Raw genomic sequence first — 18,519 nt, 5'->3', positions numbered from 1 at the left:
ACTCGGTTCTGCGGTTTTGTTGAAATCGTCATTCCGGGCTTGACCCGGAATCTCATCCTGATAGTTTTCCGTTATGAGTTCTGAAGTTTTTGAAACTGCAGGGTGTTTTTTAAACGAAGGAACTTTTCCTGCTCACTGGGATGGGATTTCTCCCCGAGCCTGTCCTGAGCGGTAGTCGAAGGGGTCGAAATGACAAATAAAGCGGGGTGTTCTTGTCATTCCGACGGAGCGAGGTAGGGGCAGGAATTTGGCCCGCGTCAGAGAAGCATTGTAGTTTTTATCTAAGTAAGATAAATTATGGGGCGTACAAAGCCTTTACAGCTCTTTTTAGTAAAAAATGTGCCAGCACTGAAATACTAAAAATTAGAATTCCATATACTGCAGTGATCATTGAGATCTTAAAACCTTCGAAAAAAAGAGAAGTTGATGCTTCTACCTCCCCCATTTTAATAGCCCTGAAAGCAGAAAACAACCCGATTAATTGCCCGAGAAGTCCGACAATTAGAGCAAAAAAGCCGAATGATCTTATAGAGTTTATCTTGCCAATAGTTTGCTGGTAATTATTTATTTTGCGGTTATAAATAAGGATAACAGAAATACCTGATAGCACTACAATTGAAAGTAGAATAAGGGTCAACAACCCCATAAAAATTGGTCCGCCATTAAAAAATAAATCAATCATTTCTATTAAACTTAATTTTTAAAAACAATACCGCGTTAATGATATATCAAATATAAGAGAGATTCTCTAATATAATATGATGAATAAAAACAGGCTTTTAAATATTTTCTATTGGATTTCAATTCTCGTACTTCTCACATTAATCTTTGGGTTTAGTTGGAAAAGTCATCTTCTGGCTTTTTATTTTTCCGTATTGCTTCTGCCGATTATAATAATAACTACATATTTTTTTAATTCGTTTTTAGTGCCGAAATACCTTTTTACCGGGAGGTATAAAAAGTTTGTCCTGTATTTCTTTTATATGCTGGTGGTGTCGCTATATTTTGAAATGCTTGTCTCCTTATTCTCCTTTGTGATCCTTGCGCAAACAAACACAGAGATGGTAGACCTGGAAGGTATCTCTATTTTCACCCTCGGCATAACACTGTACCTCATCGTTTTTGTGACCAGTTTTATTCGGCTTTTTATCCAGTTCCAAAAAAAGGAAAAACTCATAGCCAGCCTTAAATCTGATAAAAAAAGAGAGGAACAACAAAGTCTCCTCATTCGGGTTGACCGGAAAAATCATGTGATACCACTAAATGAACTTTTTTATATAGAAAGTCTCAACGATTACGTGAAAGTAATAACAAAAGATGGAAAATTTATTACCAGAGAAAAAATCACTCATCTTAGCAACAAGCTTCCAAATAGCTTTTTAAGGATTCATCGATCTTTCCTTGTAAATTCTGAAAAAGTCACTTCATTTACGACTACCGAAGTAAGCATGTTAAATATCATTCTTCCTATAAGCAGAACTTATAAAAAACAAGCTATTGAAACTTTAGAAAGCCTTCAGCAAAAATCTTAAATAAAATATTTCAGTTTCAAACTTCCACCCCATAGCTATCAAAAACGCCTGGAACCCTTGTTTTATCGGTAGAATGCAGGTTTTGTTATGGATTCTACATTGGTTCAAATTCAGGATATCCCTAAAATTGTTTGCATAAATCAAAATATGTAAGACATGCAGGTATTTGAAATTATTTTATTAAGTACATCAATTATTTTACTCCTCTCAAATCTGTTTTTCCAGAAAAATATTAAAAGACCATATGGAATAGGAATATTAGTATTTGTGGTGTTGCTTCATTTTTTATTTGAAGGCTATAGATGGCAAATGATCCCTGCTTATTTGATCTGGTTGATTGCTTTAGTAAATGAACTGGTGCACTCAAAGCAGCAATCAAGAACTTCCATCAAAATTTTAAAAGGAGCCGGACTAATACTTTTATTAGCACTGGGTATTTTTCTTCCTTCAGTTTTACCTGTTTTTGAGCTTCCGGAACCTAAGGGTACGTATGCTGTGGGAACCAGGGATATATTTTTAGAATTGGACCGGGAAGAAGTTATTACGGAGAATGAAACTGACAACCGCAAACTGATGGTTAAAGTTTGGTATCCTTCCAACGACAGAGGTACAGAAATGGATCCATATATTGATAAAGGTGGGAGGCATGGCTTCGCCCAGAAATATGGATTACCCAATTCTACTTTTAATTATTTAGATTTAATTGAAACCCATGTATTTAGGAAGGCTACTATTGCTGATGGAAAATTTCCGGTTCTGGTTTTTTCCCATGGATACAATTCCAAGGCTAATAATTATTATGCCTTGTTATCAGCAATCGTGAGTCAGGGTTACGTTGTCTTTGCAGTGAATCATACTTATGAAAGCACCGGGAGTACATTTCCTGATGGAACTGAAGTTTACTTCGATTATAATTATGCCCAAAATATTGAAGCGGGCACCTGGAAAGATATGGAGCCGGTGATAGCTTCTTTTAAAAATGGCCTTTCATTTGAAGAACGCCATCCTATAGTGAGAAAAGGCCTGAAAAATTATTTTGTAAAAGATATAATAGAGCGCTGGGCTCAAGATCTCTCAGATGTGGTTAATAACATTGAAACCTGGAATAAATCCGGTTTTTTTGAGGGAAAGTTAGATCAGGAACGAATAGGAGTATTTGGTCATTCCAGAGGTGGGGGAGCAGCAGGGGAAACACTTCTTACTAACGATAGGGTAAAAGCCGGAACAAATATTGATGGGGTACAATGGGGGCGCATTGTCGATACCAGCTTTGATGATCCTTTTCTATTTATTTCAGCAGACTGGCCAGAAGAAAAAGAAGATCTAAATTCTCATGCATATATCAATAAAAGTAATGTGGCCTTCTATGAAGCCAAAATAATGAATACCGGCCATAGCAGTTTTATGGATATTCCTTTTATGATTCCGTTGGAGGCTCTTAACCAGGCCGGAGATATTGAGCCCGGGTTAGGTATTGAAATTACCAGTAAATTAGTGACTTTATTTTTTGATAAGCATCTTAGAAGTAAAGAAGTAGATTTTAGTTCATTGGATTCCAGATATGAGCAACTTAAATTATCAATTTTTAAAGGAAACTTTTCAGCTGATTAAAACAGACCATAAAAACTAAGTGACCATGAAAACCGTATTATTGAAAGTATTTTTATTGCTATACCTAACTACAGGCTGGACTCAGGGATCAGGTTTAGGAGATAAGTTAAATGAAATAGCTGAAGCTTATGAAAATGTATATGGATTTTCCGGGAGTATATTAGTGGCTTCAAATAATCGGGTATCATTTGAAAAAAGCTATGGGTATGCCAATAGGAGCTTTGATATTAAGAATACCAGGGACACTCGATTTTCCATTAATTCCATTTCAAAAACCTTCACAGCATTAGCCATATTACTATTAGCAGAAGATAATAAAGTAGAATTACATAAACCTATTAAAGAATACTTGCCAACTTTAGAAGCAATATGGGGCGACAGCATTACTATACACCATTTATTAACTCACACCTCGGGACTCCCACGAGAATCGGGTATTCAGCCTCATCAAAATTTAAATTTTAAGGAACAGCTTGATCTAATTGAGAAGCAGAGTTTATTGTTTACACCCGGGGCGCGTTATGAATATTCCAATGCTGGTATTACGGTACTAGGAGCCATTATTGAAAGAATAAGTGATTTAGGGTATGAAGCATTTCTTCAGCAAAACATTATCGAAGCTTTGAACCTGAATAATACCGGTTATTATAGTGGAAAAAATGTGGTGAAAAGATTAGCAGTGCCCTACCGAATAACCTCCAATGGATTGGAGTTCGCACAGAGAAGCAAACATTTGGGAGATAATGCCGGAGGCGGATTATATTCCACTCCCTCTGATTTATTTAAATTTATAAAAGCGGTGGAAGCCAATAGGCTGCTTTCAAAGGAATACACGAAGTTATTATTTCAGCCTTATGTAAAAAGTGGAGAAACAGATTTTGAAGCTTATGTCTGGAGTATTAAATATTTTGGTGAAGAAAAAATTTATTTTGCAGCAGGCAGCGGTTATGGAACCAAAAGTGTTATAATAAGGTTACCTGAAACAGGTGGTTTTATAGGCATTACTTCTAATTGGGGTAATACGCCTATTTTACAATTGTTACGGGATTTGTATCTCAGCACAAAGGGAGCAAGTGTTGACCTACCCTATGAGGATGAATTGGCAAACCCAGAGTTATTTGCAGAACATTTTGGTACTTATTTTTTCGATAAAGAGGAACTTACAAAACACCTGGGAATTAACAAGACTAATATTAAATTACATGAGGTTGAAGGAAGATTATTCATGGATGATGAGCTTTTAGCCAGTGAAAACAAATCATTAAAACTTACCTATACCGATGAACTGAAAATCTCTTTTGAAAAAGGAGTTATGATTATAGAAATTAACGGAAATCGTATTACTGGAAAAAGGTCCAGAAATCCGGAGAAAGGTTGAATAAAATTCGAACTTTCATGAAAAAAAGTACAATTTTATTAATTGTGGGTTTCGTGCTGTTATGGAACTCCGGGTTTATAGGGGCGGAGTATGGCCTGCCTTATACGGGGCCCTATACCCTGATCTTTTTACGCTACCTGGCCGCAACTGTAATACTGGCGCTTTACCTGCTTATAAGAAACAGGTTAAGATGGGTAGGTTTAAAGGTAGCCGCTTTAAATATGTTAATCGGTTTTTTGGCGCATGGGGTTTGGCTTACCTGTGTGTTACTAGCCCTGGATAAAGATGTTCCGGCAGGAATTGTAGCTCTTATCGTGGCCCTGCAACCATTGGCTACGGGCGCACTTTCGGGGTATGTTACCAATGAAGAAACCAGCCGGAAACAGTGGCTGGGGCTTATACTCGGTTTTATAGGCGTGGCGATCACTGTGGTTTCCAGAATAGACTTTGGCGATTCAGGTTCCATCTTCGGGTATCTTATTCCGCTTGGGTCTGTTATCGGAATCACCGTCGCTAGCTTGATACAGCGCAAAATGGAGATAAAGAACAAACAGGAAAAATTACCACTGGACCAGACCCTCTTTTATCAGAGCATGGCAACAGCATTGGCTCTGGCCTTACCTGCTGTTTTGGTTGAAGATCTGGCTGTAGAATGGGTGCCGGAATTCACTTATGCGATGATCTGGCTGATCCTGGCGGTTTCCCTGGGGGCTTATGTGCTCATGTGGCGCCTCATCGAACGTCTGGATGCTACCCGGGTTGCCAGTTTGTTTTACCTGGGCCCGCCGGTGACCATGTTCATGGCCTGGCTGGCTTTTGGAGATCGTATTAAGCTTATGGATGTGGTAGGGATGGTAGTGGTATTCCTGGGAATTTTACTGACTTCGGGGCTGATCTCAAAAAGGGAGTAGGGGCCGGTTTGTTTCTTGTTTGAGGTTTAGAGGGGGAGTTGGTTTATCCAGTTCTCGGTTATGGGTTCTCGGTTCTGCGGTTTTCCTGGAGTAGTCATTCCGGGCTTGACCCGGAATCTCATCCTAATAATTTTCCGTTGTGGGTTCTGAAGTTCTTTGTTGCTCACTCAGATGAGACCCTGAGTCGAGCTCAGGGTGACGGGGGAGTGGGTTTTTTCGGTTGTGAGTTGTGCGTTCTCGGTTCTGCGGTTTTGTTGAAATCGTCATTCCGGGCTTGACCCGGAATCTCATCCGCGATTAAGACTAATAAATTTTTCATAACTCTGGGTTTAATTAATTTAAGTTTTCCCGGTCACTGATTTCTAAAAGCAGGATAACTCCCGGGCTTACCCCTTTTTTATGTTGAATAGGTGTTGAGGGTTTGTTTTACCGGCCTGAATTGAACTCCCAAATCGGTTTTTGCCAGGTCGTTTTTATAGATAACCTGCGCTTTTTCCTTAGGCTCCCTTTTATTAAGCATTTCATGAATATCAGATACTTTAAAGGTTTCACTACTCAATAAATAATTCTTTCCGTGAAGGCCCTTTTTTGTGGCCGCAAGGAAGCTTGCTTCTGCCACATCTTCTACATCCACTACCGCAAAAGGAACATCATTATCGAAGAGGGCCTGGGTAAAATCGTTAGGAGCTATGTTGTTTTTTATAAGAAACTGCATCCCCGTGGAGGTCGAATCTTCCCTTTTTGATAGTGATCTTCCCATTACCATTACCGGGGAAAGGGAGCTTATTTCAAATAGGAGCTGGGGATTTTCTTTTATAAAATCGTTTACCATCTGGTTGGCGATAAATTTTGCCCGGGCATAAGGATGGCTCTGAGAATTGGTATAGCCTACTTCATTTTCATCGTAGGTGTCGGTAAAGCTTTTACCGCCGGCGGGCATAGGGAAATTGGTGTTCCAGGCCGCTACCGAAGCTATAAAAACCAGTTTTTCAATATCTTTGGCTGCGCTTATAGCCCGGAGGAAATTCTGGGTGCCTTTTATTGTAGGATCAAGGAGTTCCGTCTGCGGGTCTTTTACATCGAGTTGAAAAGGAGTACCGCTATGGATCACCAAATCACAATCTTTGATGAAATTCTCAAGAGCTTCAAACTGTTCTACTTTTAAGGCCTGGATGTGCAGATTATCGGAATTTTTTAGGTTGAAAAGATGTTTATATTTTTCACTTTTATTAATATCGGTAACCGAGACTTTAACCTCGTAGGCTTCCTCTAAAAATTTTCGGGTTATATAGCTGCCAATAAAGCCCGAGCCTCCTATAATTCCTACTCGTTTCATTTTTTGTCATTGTTCAGGCTTATTCAGAAAAGCCGATGATTTGCCCTTGAGCTAAAGCTAAGGACCATTTATGCTGAAAATTGGTGGAGATATATTCACATTCGGTAGCCTGGCGGCCACTCATTATTCCCGTAACCACCACCTTATCTCTTTCTACTTCCTTAAAGCTCAGCCTTTCGAATAAAACCCTGCCATATTCATTATTCAGCACCGTGATAAAATTTATCCCGTTCTTTTTAGGGAGGTTTTTCCGGTGGATTTCATCATCCCATTTTATCTTCCCGGTTAAGCGGGCTATATCCCGGGAAGTGGAATTTTTATCCTGCAAATAATCGTAGATCTCCTGCACGATCAATTGATTATTTGTGTTCTGAGCATTTGACGGACTAACCCCCAGTAAAACAAACGAAATAAGGAAAAAATATGATCTCAGGCTTTTCATCGTGATTGTTTTTAATTAGATGTATACGCCAGGTCGGGGCGCATACGGCCGGTTTTAGTTTCATATTTATGCACATATTTCATCATTTCTTCAAAGAGTCTATTGCCTTCTTCTCCCAGAAGCGTTTCTGTTTCATCGGAAATTTTTGCATAGGATTGTTCATCCTTTGCCGAAATTACTGCGAGGTAATAATCGCCGGGAGTCCCGAAGCCATTGCGATAGATCCTGAAGTGTTCTTTTGCGCCCTTTTCTTCATATAAGTTTTTAATTTCATTTATCTTATTCCGAAGATTAGCAACATTTTGAGGAGTCACGTAAAAGAAGTGCCATTTTCTGTAGTCCTGGCCGGGGGTGTTGGTGTCCATGCCATTTGGCATATAAGATAGGTCCTTAATTAAATGGACTATATAATTTTTGTGTACGTCATAAGTTTTATCAAATCGGGAAAACATGGCTCTGAATTTTTCTTCTCCCATTTTTTCGGCTAAAGGCGCCAGAGGATTCTTATCGAAATCGGCCATTTTTTCAATCGGGGCAATGCTCAAATAATTACCGCCATTAACCTGGGCAGTAGACCAGTCATAGTCTTTTAGATCATGTTCTTTACAGGCCGCGATAAAATCTTTGGTAGCGGCTTCATATTCCTTAAGCATAGAGGGTTTAACCTGATCTTCATGTATCCAAAAAGCCTGATTGGAACTACCGTTTTGGGAAAATAATGCATTGGTGTTTAAGCCTATAACTGCAATAAATAAGGCCATAAATTTTAGAGTATTCATAATATACTATTTTAGATTAATAGCAACCTAAAGTAGAATTGTAATTTGTTGAAATCAAGTTGTTTAGGACGAATACCTGGGAATGCTGTCCCAAAGGGCTGTTTATTTTCCCGAAGCCTTAAATGGTTTGTAACCTTTTTAAAAGTTCGGGTCGCATTGCTTTAGTCATGGGGATGGCCTTTTTTGCAATAACAACATAGGTTCCTGCGATTTCATCTATTCGGGAGAGGTTGATAATATATGACCTATGGATTCTTAAAAAGTGTTGTTGCGGAAGTTTTTTATTCATTTCTTTAAGGGAGGATACTAACAGATGCTCTTTTTCGCTACAAAAGATTCTGCTATAATTTCGCTCGGCCTCAATATACCTAATCGCTTTAATATCCAATTTAATCATGCTTTCATGATGTCTTATAAAAAGGCAATCTTTAAGGATGTAAGTAGAATTTTCGGTCTTTACATCCGGGTCCTGGATTTTAATACTACAGCTTATCTGATTTACAGTTGATTCTATAGTTCGCTGTAAATCCAATCTTTTAAAAGGTTTGGAAATAAAAGCATAGGGTTTGGTATCTTTTGCCCTTTCAAAATTTGCCTGGTCTGCATTGGGCGTAAGATAGATGATAGCAAGATTAGGACATAATTCCTGCATTTTCCGGGCGGTATCAATTCCGTCTAAGCGACCTCTAAGCTGAATGTCAATCAGGACGATATCCGGCAGATTTTTCTTAATCAGGTGCAGGGCGTCTTCCCCACGGGGTATAATTCCTGAAACTTCATAGCCCATTTCTGTAAGTTGCAGGGAAATGGTTGCGGCAATAATCATCTCATCTTCAACTAGTAATATCTGTATGGGCTGAATCATTGAACAATGGGATTTAATTTCCTTTAATACTATTATGGTGGGGAATTCAAAACTTCTTTTTTTAGAAAACATCTAAAAAACGACAATAGACCGGTATTGGTAAAAAGCTTATTATTAGTAATAATCTCCCGGGGCAGGGAACAGGTATTGGAATTAGTTGGGGGTGAGCTTAAGCTTGGCTACTAATTTAAGGAAAAAAAATTGAGTTTGGTTTAATGGGCACGTTCAGATTGAAATTCTTTTTATTGTAGGCAGTTTTGATTTCAGTTTATCAAAACCGGATTTATGAAAATTTGAGCAGGCAAGGGGTGTTACGTCGGGCGAACAAGGTCCTTAGTCAAGCTCAGGGTGACGGGAGAAGTGGGTTTCTTCAGTGGTGAGTTCTCGGTTCTCGGTTGTGCGTTCTCGGTTCTGCGGTTTCGTTGAAATCGTCATTCCGGGCTTAACCCGGAATCTCATCCTGCGCTTTCCGGTTGTGGGTTCCCGGTTGTGCGTTTTCGGGTATGCGGTTTTCTTTGAGTCGTCATCCCGGGCTTGACCCTTTACCGGGACCTTTGCTCCAAATAATCTGTCAGGGAACCAAGTGTGGTTGTCTTGCTATAGTCTTCTTCGGGGATATCGATTCCGAGTTTTTCATTTAAAGCGACAAGAAATTGCAGGGCATCAAAGGAGTCAATATTAAGTGCTTCCCTTATGTTTTCATCGGGACGTAGGCTGTGGGGATCTGTTTCGGGAGCTGTCTTTTTAAGGAGCTCAAAGATGGTCGATTGGATGTGTTCACGAGTCATAAGGCGTTGGGATTTTGTAAATTATTATTAAGAGCTTCCAGGAAACGGCTACCAGAGAGCCCGTCTGTGGCGCGGTGATCTCCGGCAAGACTAACGTGAACCACAGGACGTATGGCCAGCATTCCCTCATGAACCACTGCCTCATTGATTATACTGCCAAAACCTACAATAGCGACCTGCGGAGGATAAATCACTCCAAACACCTTATCGGCGCCATTTTCACCAAGACTGGTAATAGTGATGGTGGAATCGCTAAGCTCTGAACTGCGGAGTTTCAGGGCGCGGGCCCGGGGGATAAGCTCGTTCAATACTGCCATGATCTCTTCCGGGCTTTTGAGATCGGCGTCGCGGATGGCGGGTACCAGCAGTCCACCGGCTCGAAGGGAGATAACAAAACCTATATTTACCTGGTTTTGGATTTGCAGGCCATTATCCCATATGCCATTCAGTTCAGGAGAGCTTTCTAAGGCTTTGGCTACCGCTTTGATGAACAACACCACTGGAAGCAACCTCTCGGAGATTTTCCGTTGCCGGTTGACTTCCTGTAACCAGGTCATCGCTGCCAGCATGTCTATCCTTTTTTCGAGGTAATAATGCGGAATCTCCCGGTTGGACCTGCTCATAGCAGCGGCCACAGCAGTGCGGATGCTTTCCTGTGGAATTGTTTTTGCGGTAGAGGGCGCTTCCCTGGTTTCTTTTCCGGCAGGCTCCCCGGCCTTCGCTACCATGGCCTTTTCTACATCTGCTTTGATGATAGCTCCTCCTTCCCCGCTGCCCGTGATGCTTGATAGGTCAATTCCATTTTTTTCGGCGATACTGCGGGCAAGGGGAGAAATTTTAATCCGCGGTATTTCTTCGGAAGTTTTCTTTTGGGAAGAGCTGCTTTCTGAAGGTGTTTTTTCAGAAATAGCTGCCAAAGGCTTGGAGGCCTGGCTTTTTTCCTGAATAGGGTGTGTTTCCGGGGTTTTTTTAGAGCTGCCTTCAGGCCTGAGTCTTGCCATGGGGCTGCCTACTGGCACTTTATCGCCCTCTTCGATGAGATAACTTTCTAGGATCCCCGCTTCAAAAATCTCGATTTCAATAAGACCTTTCTGGGTTTCCACCTCGGCAATGATATCTCCCGGTGTGAGTTGGTCGCCGGGTTTCTTTTTCCATTGCACCAGCGTCCCTGCTTCCATATCGGCCCCAAGGCTGGGCATTAAAAAGTCTGTCATGGCCTGAGTATTTTAATTACTGCATTTTCTATATCTTCCACCTGCGGCACAGAGGCATTCTCCAGGTGTAGGGGATAGGGGATAGGCACCTCGCTTCCGCCTAATCTTTTCACCGGGGCATCCAGCTCATAGAAGGCATTTTCCATAATACGGGCGCTAACTTCTGAAGAGATATTAACAGAGGCCCAGGCTTCTTCTACCAGCAATGCCCGGTGGGTTTTGCTAACCGATTTTATAAAGCAATCCTCATCCAAAGGCCGGAGTACCCTAAGATCGATGACTTCGGCATCTATGCCCTGTTCCGAAAGACGCTTTGCAGCCTCCAGTGCCTTGTAAACCCCGATCCCGTAGGTGATAATGGAGATATCTTTTCCCTCCCGGCGGACTTTTGCCCGTGAAATATCGGTGTGCCCGGCATCAATTTGTATTTCAGCTTCCAGATTGAGCATAGAAGTATATTCAAAAATGATCACCGGATCGGGATGTTCCAGGGCGGTATGCAACATTCCTCTCGCATCTTCATGAGTTCCCACCGAGACTACCACCAGCCCCGGGATATGGGCAAATAAGGGCTCCCAACTGTGGGAATGCTGGGCAGCGAGCTGTTTCCCTATCCCGCAGCTCATGCGTATCACTACCGGCACGTTTAGTTGTCCTCCCGACATATGTAATAAAGTTGCGGCATTGTTTACGATCTGGTCCATGGGGAGTAGCCCAAAATTAACCGTCATCACCTCCACGATGGGTTTCATCCCGGCCAGGGAGGCGCCGATACCCGCTCCTACAAAGCCCGATTCCGAGAGCGGTACGTCCATAATCCGGTCTTCCCCGAATTCTTCCAATAAACTTTTGCTCACCGCAAAGGCACCCCCGTAGCGGCCTACATCTTCTCCCATAAGAAATACCCTGTCATCATTGAGAAGAGCTTCCCTTATCCCTGCTTTCAGGGCTTCGCGGTATGTTATTTTCTTTAGTTCACTCATGATACAGGGTTTTCAGAATAGACAAATCTTGTGAGTTCCTCTTTAGCTTCCCAGGTTCCTGCTTCGGCTAAGTCGACGGCTTTCTGGATTTCGGTATTCAGTCTTTTTTCTAATTCCTGAACTTTCGCCTCGCTTATCAAATTCTCCTTCAGCAAATATTTCCGGAATTTTGGAATAGGATCGCGTTTTTTCCATTTTTCAACTTCGGTTTTATCCCGATATAATTCAGCATCAAACATGGAATGTGCCCTGAAACGGTAAGTGTTGCACACCAGCAGGTAGGGCTCCCCTGAACTTCTTACCTGCTCTACGGCTTTATTAGCGGCTTCCATTAGCTTTAGCAGGTCCATCCCGTCTACCGCTTTCGATTCTATCCCATAGGCAGGGCCTTTTTTTTCAATTTCCTGTACAGCATGAGTGTAGCGTAGGGCAGTGCCCATGGCATACAGGTTATTTTCACAAACGAACAGTACAGGCACTTTCCAGAGCGAAGCCAGGTTAAGGGCTTCATGGAATTCCCCCTCTGCTGCCGCTCCTTCGCCGAAAAAGCAGACCGTGATGTTATCCCTTTTTAGTTTTTTGGAAGCCAGGGCCATACCCGTGGCCAGGGGGAGATGACCGCTTACTATTGCATTGCCGCCAAAGAAGTTTTTTTCTTTATCAAAGAGGTGCATGGAACCGCCACGACCGCGACTACAGCCTTCCTGTTTGCCATACATCTCGGCCATAATTACCCCCGCGTCCACCCCACGTGCCAGAGCATGGGCATGTTCCCGGTAGGTTGCAAGGATATAATCTTCAGGCTTAAGGGCCTGTATGATCCCTGTGGCTACTGCTTCCTCACCTATATAGAGATGCAGAAAACCTCTTATTTTTTCTTTGGTGTAGAGCTCAGCACTCTTCTCTTCGAACTTTCTCATTAGGAGCATCTGAAACAGAAGTTTTTCGGCTTTCTCCGGATCTAAATTGTTTTTATTTTTCATGATCAGGTTTGTTCTAAAGTGGAGGTGTCACCTTCGGGTAATCCCAGTTCCCGGGCTTTTAAAAGGCGGCGCAGGATTTTTCCGCTTCGGGTTTTGGGCACACTGGCAATAAATTCGATTTCTTTAGGGGCTACCGCCGGCCCCATATGTTTTCGGGCAAAGCCTATAATGTCCAGTTTCATTTCTTCATTGGTAGGTTCTCCAGGCTTAAGAACCACAAAAGCCTTTACCAACTCCCCGATAGAGGCTTCGGGTTTTCCTATCACTGCAGCTTCAGCGATTGCAGGATGTCTCATCAGGGTGCTTTCCACCTCAAAAGGGCCTACCATATGGCCGCTGGTTTTTATGATATCGTCGGCCCTGCCTATGAACCAGAAATACCCGTCGCTATCTTTTTTGGCCAGGTCCCCGGTGAGATACCACTCGCCAGTAAAACATTTGTGGTAGCGTTCTTCTTCATGCAGGTAGTCGCGAAACAGGGAAGGAAATCCTTTTTTTAGCAGCAGATGTCCCTGTTTCCCGGGTTCTTTTATGAAATTTAATCCATCTTCGGTCACTTCCGCCAGGGCGGCTTCAATTCCGGGGAGGGGTTTACCCATGGACCCGGGCCTTACCGGCATGGAAGGATAATTAGCGATCATAATGCCTCCGGTTTCGGTTTGCCACCAGTTGTCCAGGATGGGAATTCCGAAGCTGTGTTCCCCCCAGAGCACAGCTTCCGCACTAAGTGGCTCTCCCACGCTTAAAATTACGCGCAGAGCACCCAGATTAAATTTTTCACGGGGTTTTATTTCCATTCGCATCAACCTCCTGATGGCGGTGGGAGCGGTATACCAGATATTTACTTTTTGTTCTTCCAAAATAGCATACCAGCGCATGGCATCAAATTCCTCCTGATCTATGATAGAAGTAACCCCATTGACCAGGGGCGCTATAATCCCGTAAGAAGTGCCGGTTACCCAACCGGGATCGGCAGTACACCAGAATAGATCTCCCTGATGAAAATCCAGCACAAATTTTCCTGTGATATAATGGGTGAGCACGGCTTTATGAACGTGAAGGGTGCCCTTAGGCATTCCGGTAGTACCGCTGGTAAAGTGTAGCAGCGCGGGATCCTCAGGTGACGTGGGCGGGATCTTAAAGTCGGAAGAAGCCTCTTTCATAAGTCGGGACCAGGAAAGCACTTTTCCCGATTGATGTTCTTCCAGGTCGCTAAGGATTATATATCGCAGAAAAGGGAGCCTTTCTTCAAGTTGTTTTACGGTCTTTTCATATAAAGCAGAAGTAGTGACCAGAATTTTGGCTTCTCCTTTATGCAGGCGCTGAAAAACTGGTTCAGGCCCGAAAACGGAAAAGAGTGGGCAAAACACGGCTGTAGTCTTCAGGGTTCCCAGGGCAGTGATATATAAAGCCGGGATCCTGCCGGCCAGGGAAAAGACCGTTTCCCCTTTCTGAATGCCCAGCGAGCGGAGCACATTGGCAAATCTTGAAGTCTCTTCCTTTAAACGGGAATAGCTGTAGTCCTGCGGGCTCCTGTCCTTTTGAATAAACCGGAAAGCCAGGGTGCTTTTTAGACTTGTGTTGGCGTGACGATCAACCGCCAGATGCGCGATATTATATCCTCCCTTTGTTTTCCCCAGCTCCAGTTTACTTTCAATATTCTTCCAGGAAAAGGAGGTTCTTTCGCTGTTATAATCGGCGAGGTTATAGGCTGCTTTTTTTTCTGTAGCATTCATAGCCCTAAAGTTTCTTGAGACTATCAAGGTAGTCGCCAAAGCTTTGAAAAACAATGATATTTGTCAGGGGGCTATGCCCGATTCTCGGTTATGGTTTAGTATTTAAAATAAAAAAAGGGTTTAACCTTTAAAACTGGTTAAACCCTTAATCAACAGAAGGTGTTTTTAGTATTATTCTTTCAGAAGAATAGTTTTTTTGAGATCCTTTACAGATATCTCGAATTCTCCCGGCTCTGCGATTGTTTCTCCCTGGGTATTAACCGATGCCAGGTCGGAGGTACTGATATTAAATTCGATAGTTTTGGTTTCTCCAGCAGCAAGTTCTACTTTTCTAAACTTCCGAAGTCTTTTTACATCGGGCGTGATCTCTGAGGCGTACAAATCTGAACTGTAAACTTCAACTACTTCCTTTCCGCTGCGATTTCCCGTATTAGATAATTTCACACTTAGGGTGAAGGTATCGTTTTGGGTGATTTCGGTCTTATCGATTTGAAGGTCTGAAACTTCAAAATCGGTATAACTAAGTCCGAACCCAAAAGGATACTGCGGATTAAAATCGGCTTCGTAATTATAAACTCCTTCGGCTTTGGTTTGCTCTTCGGAAGGTTTATGAATATACGGAATCAAGGCATTAGGATAGCGCGGATAGGTATAAGGCAGTTTTCCGGAAGGGTTGATATCTCCGAATAAGATATCGGCCAGGGCATCGCCACCAAAATTTCCAGGGAGGTAAGTTTGTACCACGGCGGCCATATCCTGTTCGAATTTGCTTATTATCCTTGGGCGGCCTTCATTAAGAATAAGAATTACCGGTTTCCCTGTGGCTGCTAATTCTTTTGCGAGCTGAGTTTGAAGATCAGAGATATAGAGATCATTCAGGTCACCCGGTTTTTCGGTATAAGAATTCTCTCCAAGGATTAACAAAATGTACTCAACATTTTCTGCCTGTTTTACAGCATTTGCAATACCAGCATCTTCTTCTTCAAAATACTTGCCGTCATTTTTATAATTAACACCCGCTTCAAAGATCACGTTCTGTTTCCCGAGTTTATTGGCTACAGCCTCATAAATAGTGTTATAATCTTCAGCAAATTCGGGTGTTTTTTCTCCTTGCCAGGAATAGGTCCACGCCCCGTTCAGGGTTCTCATGGAGTTGGCATTTGGGCCGGTCACCAATACTTTTACATCTTTTTGAAGGGGTAACACATCACTTTCATTTTTTAAAAGGGTAATCGCCTCCGCAGCCATATTGAAGGCCTCCTGCTCAAATTCTTCACTCCCAAATTTCGGATAATCCTCATAGTGAGTAACGGGAACTTCGAAGAGGTTTAGCGCGAGTTTTACTTTCAGAATTCTTTTTACCGCATCATCGATGCGCGATTCCTTAACCTCGCCTTCTTTTACTAATTCCAGAAGCTTCTCTACAAACCGCTCATATTCATAAGGAACCATAGACATATCAATTCCCGCATTTATGGCCATTTTAATAGCTTCTTTATCATTTTGAGCCACGCGATCCCTGCGGTGTAGGTTTTCGATGTCGGCCCAATCGGTAACTACCAGGCCTTCAAAATTTAATTCTTCTTTCAGAAGTTTGGTGAGAAGATCGTAATTAGCGTGTACCGGTTTACCGTTAATAAGTCCGGAATTGACCATAATGCTATGCGCACCTGCATCTATTGCCGCCTTAAAAGACGGAAGATGGTATTCTCTTAGTACATCATCTGGGATATAGGCCGGCGTTCTGTCTTTTCCGGAGGTTACCGCGTGATAGCCTAAAAAGTGCTTCATCGTTGAGGCAAGGTGGTGGGGATGGCCAATATTATTATCCTTACCTTCATAACCATCTATCATGGCCACCCCGAGTACCGAAGTGAGGTAGGGGTCTTCCCCAAATGATTCCCACATACGGGAGAACCTGGGGTCCATTCCTAAATCCAATACCGGCGAGAAATTCCATGGAATTCCGCTGGCCCGGGTCTCATAGGCGGTTATTTCAGCTCCCCTTTTTACCAATCCGGGATTTCGGCTGGCAGCCTGGGCAATTTGCTGTGGAAACATGGTAGCGCCTACGGTATAAGTGGCACCATGAATCTCATCTACTCCATAAATGATAGGAATATTCAATTCATTCTCTTCGGAATTAATTTCCTGAATTTCAGAGATGATCTCATACCATTTTTCCCTTGGAAGGGCTCTGTTATTAGCTGTGTTCAGAAAGGATCCCACTTTATAATGGGAAACTGCTTTCCTCACCAGTTCTTTATCGAGATTAAAAGGTTCAAAACTGGAGTATATGTCTTCCCCTTCTCCAATAACATCGAGGGTGACCTGGGTCATTTGGCCAACCTTTTCTTCCAGGGTCATTTTACCCAGTAATTCGGTGGCCTTTTTATCTATTTCTGCAGGAGTAGGCTGTTCCTGAGCATAGGAATTGAACCCGGCCAATAAAATTCCAGCAGTAAATATTATCTTATTTATTTTCATAGTTATTTTTCTTAAAAGTTTAGGCTAGCCACAGATTTTGCAGGGAGGGAAACATTATAGCTCCTTTCTCCAATTTCGATGACTATATTTTTTTGTTCTTCATTTTTATTCTGAAGAATCATCACCACTTTTCCTTCGGGGGAAAGAAAGGCAACGTTGGGTACATTCTCAGGTATATTTGAAGCTACACGAACAGCACCGGGACGAACAAATTTGGAAGCCTGGGCTATAATGTAGTATGCCGGTTCTCTGGTTACTTCGTCGCCGGTTATTGTGATAGCGCCAAGGCAGCGATCACAGCCTCCACGGTCGGTGTGAGGTTGCTGGTTTTCATCGGCTGCAAGGTTCCATTCCAGTACGTTTTTACTCCAATTCCTGGTTGCACCAATAATAAGGTTTTCGGTATGCCATTCCATCTCCTGTGCGAAATTGCCGGGAGCTCCCACCCATTGTTCGGTGAAATAAAGATTCTTGTCTGGATGAGCTTCGTGTACTTTAGAGAGAGCACTAATATCCCCACCGTAGAGGTGGAATGCAGAACCATCTACATACTGTGCAGCATCTGCATCATCCAGAATAGAAATTGGATAATCGGGGCGATCGGCGTTATGATCGTACAGGATGATCTTGGTCTCAATACCCTTTTCTTTAAAAAGAGGACCTAAGTGATCTTTAATGAATACGGCCTGATCTTTTGCCAGCATCAAAAGACTTGGATTATTCCCGGGGTGTAAAGGTTCATTCTGAATGGTGATGGCATCTATTGTGATTCCTTCCTGGGCCATCGCCTGAATGTATTTTACAAAATATAAGGCATAGGCCGGATAGTATTCCTCCTTAAGGCTGCCGCCACGGGTATCTCCATTATCTTTCATCCAAACCGGAGGAGACCAGGGGGACCCAAGGATTTTAATATCAGGGGCGATCTCCAGAATCTCTTTTAATACCGGAATGAGGTGAAGGCTGTCCTTAGCCAGAGAGAATTTTTCAAGTTGCGCATCGGTTTCTCCCTCTTCCAGGTCGTTATAGGAAAACGGAGCCTCATCAAGATCGGATGCCCCAATGCTTAGCCGAAGGTAACTTACCCCGATCTGATCATTGCCGGTACCAAAAAGTTCCTGTAAGAGTTCATTTCTGGCATCATCGCTCATTTGATTTATATGCAGGGCACTTCCGCCGGTTAGGGTATATCCGAATCCGTCTATCTTCTGAAATTTCCTGGAGGTGTCTACAGTAATAGTGGCCTGAGCTTTGAAATCATTTTCCTTGCTAGCTGTAAGCTCTCTTTTTTCAAGAAGCGATTTTTTATCAAGACTTGTGAGCCACATTTCCGGTTCATCCGGACTATTATTTTTTTCGTTCTTCTGATCACAGGCTAATAATGTAAAGAGCATTAGCACCAGAAGTATTGGTTTATTAAAGGGTTTGTGCATTTCAATAGGGGTAAAAAGATGCCGCCATAGTAGCGGCATCT

16 protein-coding genes are annotated in these 18,519 nt (G+C 42.5%); 4 read left to right on the top strand and 12 right to left on the bottom strand.

Annotation, left to right across the window (positions count from 1 at the left end):
• Positions 1 to 295: 295 nt before the first annotated feature.
• Positions 296 to 682 (bottom strand): MotA/TolQ/ExbB proton channel family protein, encoded by a 387-nt coding sequence (locus BUW93_RS12420; protein WP_081212046.1) that lies wholly within the window; start codon positions 680 to 682, stop codon positions 296 to 298.
• Positions 683 to 926: 244 nt separating this feature from the next.
• On the opposite strand from BUW93_RS12420, the gene BUW93_RS12415 reads away from it, so the two are divergent.
• The 4 genes from BUW93_RS12415 to BUW93_RS12400 all read left to right on the top strand — a co-directional run bounded on the left by BUW93_RS12415 (position 927) and on the right by BUW93_RS12400 (position 5,432).
• Positions 927 to 1,532, top strand: coding sequence for a LytR/AlgR family response regulator transcription factor (locus BUW93_RS12415; protein ID WP_157893322.1), 606 nt, complete (start codon positions 927 to 929; stop codon positions 1,530 to 1,532).
• A 156-nt stretch (positions 1,533 to 1,688) separates the two neighbouring features.
• Entirely contained in the window at positions 1,689 to 3,143 is a 1,455-nt protein-coding gene (locus BUW93_RS12410; protein ID WP_081212044.1) for an alpha/beta hydrolase family protein, read from the top strand.
• A gap of 25 nt (positions 3,144 to 3,168) precedes the next feature.
• Positions 3,169 to 4,521 (top strand): serine hydrolase domain-containing protein, encoded by a 1,353-nt coding sequence (locus tag BUW93_RS12405; protein WP_157893321.1) that lies wholly within the window; start codon positions 3,169 to 3,171, stop codon positions 4,519 to 4,521.
• A gap of 17 nt (positions 4,522 to 4,538) precedes the next feature.
• Positions 4,539 to 5,432, top strand: coding sequence for a DMT family transporter (locus BUW93_RS12400; RefSeq protein WP_081212042.1), 894 nt, complete (start codon positions 4,539 to 4,541; stop codon positions 5,430 to 5,432).
• A 397-nt stretch (positions 5,433 to 5,829) separates the two neighbouring features.
• Here the strand turns inward: BUW93_RS12400 and BUW93_RS12395 are convergent, their stop codons facing one another.
• From BUW93_RS12395 to BUW93_RS12345, 11 genes are all read right to left on the bottom strand, one after another.
• Positions 5,830 to 6,768, bottom strand: a complete 939-nt coding sequence (locus BUW93_RS12395) for an NAD-dependent epimerase/dehydratase family protein (protein ID WP_081212041.1) — start codon at positions 6,766 to 6,768, stop codon at positions 5,830 to 5,832.
• Positions 6,769 to 6,787: 19 nt separating this feature from the next.
• Positions 6,788 to 7,210: a hypothetical protein gene (locus tag BUW93_RS12390; protein ID WP_081212040.1), complete on the bottom strand. Its 423-nt coding sequence runs from the start codon at positions 7,208 to 7,210 to the stop codon at positions 6,788 to 6,790.
• An 11-nt stretch (positions 7,211 to 7,221) separates the two neighbouring features.
• On the bottom strand, positions 7,222 to 7,989 hold the full coding sequence (locus BUW93_RS12385) for a hypothetical protein (RefSeq protein WP_081212039.1): 768 nt from the start codon (positions 7,987 to 7,989) through the stop codon (positions 7,222 to 7,224).
• 118 nt (positions 7,990 to 8,107) lie between these two features.
• Entirely contained in the window at positions 8,108 to 8,854 is a 747-nt protein-coding gene (locus BUW93_RS12380; RefSeq protein ID WP_081212056.1) for a LytR/AlgR family response regulator transcription factor, read from the bottom strand.
• A 542-nt stretch (positions 8,855 to 9,396) separates the two neighbouring features.
• On the bottom strand, positions 9,397 to 9,642 hold the full coding sequence (locus tag BUW93_RS12375; RefSeq protein WP_081212038.1) for an acyl carrier protein: 246 nt from the start codon (positions 9,640 to 9,642) through the stop codon (positions 9,397 to 9,399).
• Positions 9,639 to 10,856, bottom strand: a complete 1,218-nt coding sequence (locus BUW93_RS12370; RefSeq protein WP_081212037.1) for a dihydrolipoamide acetyltransferase family protein — start codon at positions 10,854 to 10,856, stop codon at positions 9,639 to 9,641. The genes BUW93_RS12375 and BUW93_RS12370 overlap by 4 nt, the downstream gene beginning before the upstream one ends.
• Complete coding sequence (locus tag BUW93_RS12365; protein ID WP_081212036.1) at positions 10,853 to 11,839, bottom strand: alpha-ketoacid dehydrogenase subunit beta; 987 nt, start codon at positions 11,837 to 11,839, stop codon at positions 10,853 to 10,855. Before BUW93_RS12365 ends, BUW93_RS12370 begins: the two co-directional genes overlap by 4 nt.
• Complete coding sequence (gene pdhA / locus BUW93_RS12360) at positions 11,836 to 12,822, bottom strand: pyruvate dehydrogenase (acetyl-transferring) E1 component subunit alpha (protein WP_081212035.1); 987 nt, start codon at positions 12,820 to 12,822, stop codon at positions 11,836 to 11,838. Before pdhA ends, BUW93_RS12365 begins: the two co-directional genes overlap by 4 nt.
• 2 nt (positions 12,823 to 12,824) lie before the next feature.
• Positions 12,825 to 14,558, bottom strand: coding sequence for an acetate--CoA ligase (gene acsA / locus BUW93_RS12355; RefSeq protein ID WP_081212034.1), 1,734 nt, complete (start codon positions 14,556 to 14,558; stop codon positions 12,825 to 12,827).
• A gap of 171 nt (positions 14,559 to 14,729) precedes the next feature.
• Complete coding sequence (locus BUW93_RS12350; protein ID WP_081212033.1) at positions 14,730 to 17,045, bottom strand: glycoside hydrolase family 3 N-terminal domain-containing protein; 2,316 nt, start codon at positions 17,043 to 17,045, stop codon at positions 14,730 to 14,732.
• Between the two features lie 11 nt (positions 17,046 to 17,056).
• Positions 17,057 to 18,517: a glycoside hydrolase family 30 protein gene (locus BUW93_RS12345; protein WP_232778357.1), complete on the bottom strand. Its 1,461-nt coding sequence runs from the start codon at positions 18,515 to 18,517 to the stop codon at positions 17,057 to 17,059.
• Positions 18,518 to 18,519: the final 2 nt, after the last annotated feature.

This window comes from Salegentibacter sediminis, from assembly GCF_002078605.1.
Taxonomy (GTDB): domain Bacteria; phylum Bacteroidota; class Bacteroidia; order Flavobacteriales; family Flavobacteriaceae; genus Salegentibacter; species Salegentibacter sediminis.
This window is presented reverse-complemented; position numbering and strand designations above follow the sequence as displayed.

What these genes read in the sequence shown, in the direction of transcription:
- BUW93_RS12380 (WP_081212056.1), bottom strand. Translation starts at nt 8,854, where the DNA reads ATGATTCAGCCCATACAGATATTACTAGTTGAAGATGAGATGATTATT.
- pdhA (WP_081212035.1), bottom strand. Translation starts at nt 12,822, where the DNA reads ATGAAAAATAAAAACAATTTAGATCCGGAGAAAGCCGAAAAACTTCTG.
- BUW93_RS12410 (WP_081212044.1), top strand. Translation starts at nt 1,689, where the DNA reads ATGCAGGTATTTGAAATTATTTTATTAAGTACATCAATTATTTTACTC.
- BUW93_RS12390 (WP_081212040.1), bottom strand. Translation starts at nt 7,210, where the DNA reads ATGAAAAGCCTGAGATCATATTTTTTCCTTATTTCGTTTGTTTTACTG.
- BUW93_RS12405 (WP_157893321.1), top strand. Translation starts at nt 3,169, where the DNA reads ATGAAAACCGTATTATTGAAAGTATTTTTATTGCTATACCTAACTACA.
- BUW93_RS12345 (WP_232778357.1), bottom strand. Translation starts at nt 18,517, where the DNA reads ATGCCGCTACTATGGCGGCATCTTTTTACCCCTATTGAAATGCACAAA.
- acsA (WP_081212034.1), bottom strand. Translation starts at nt 14,558, where the DNA reads ATGAATGCTACAGAAAAAAAAGCAGCCTATAACCTCGCCGATTATAAC.
- BUW93_RS12375 (WP_081212038.1), bottom strand. Translation starts at nt 9,642, where the DNA reads ATGACTCGTGAACACATCCAATCGACCATCTTTGAGCTCCTTAAAAAG.
- BUW93_RS12395 (WP_081212041.1), bottom strand. Translation starts at nt 6,768, where the DNA reads ATGAAACGAGTAGGAATTATAGGAGGCTCGGGCTTTATTGGCAGCTAT.
- BUW93_RS12350 (WP_081212033.1), bottom strand. Translation starts at nt 17,045, where the DNA reads ATGAAAATAAATAAGATAATATTTACTGCTGGAATTTTATTGGCCGGG.
- BUW93_RS12385 (WP_081212039.1), bottom strand. Translation starts at nt 7,989, where the DNA reads ATGAATACTCTAAAATTTATGGCCTTATTTATTGCAGTTATAGGCTTA.
- BUW93_RS12365 (WP_081212036.1), bottom strand. Translation starts at nt 11,839, where the DNA reads ATGAGTGAACTAAAGAAAATAACATACCGCGAAGCCCTGAAAGCAGGG.
- BUW93_RS12370 (WP_081212037.1), bottom strand. Translation starts at nt 10,856, where the DNA reads ATGACAGACTTTTTAATGCCCAGCCTTGGGGCCGATATGGAAGCAGGG.
- BUW93_RS12400 (WP_081212042.1), top strand. Translation starts at nt 4,539, where the DNA reads ATGAAAAAAAGTACAATTTTATTAATTGTGGGTTTCGTGCTGTTATGG.
- BUW93_RS12420 (WP_081212046.1), bottom strand. Translation starts at nt 682, where the DNA reads ATGATTGATTTATTTTTTAATGGCGGACCAATTTTTATGGGGTTGTTG.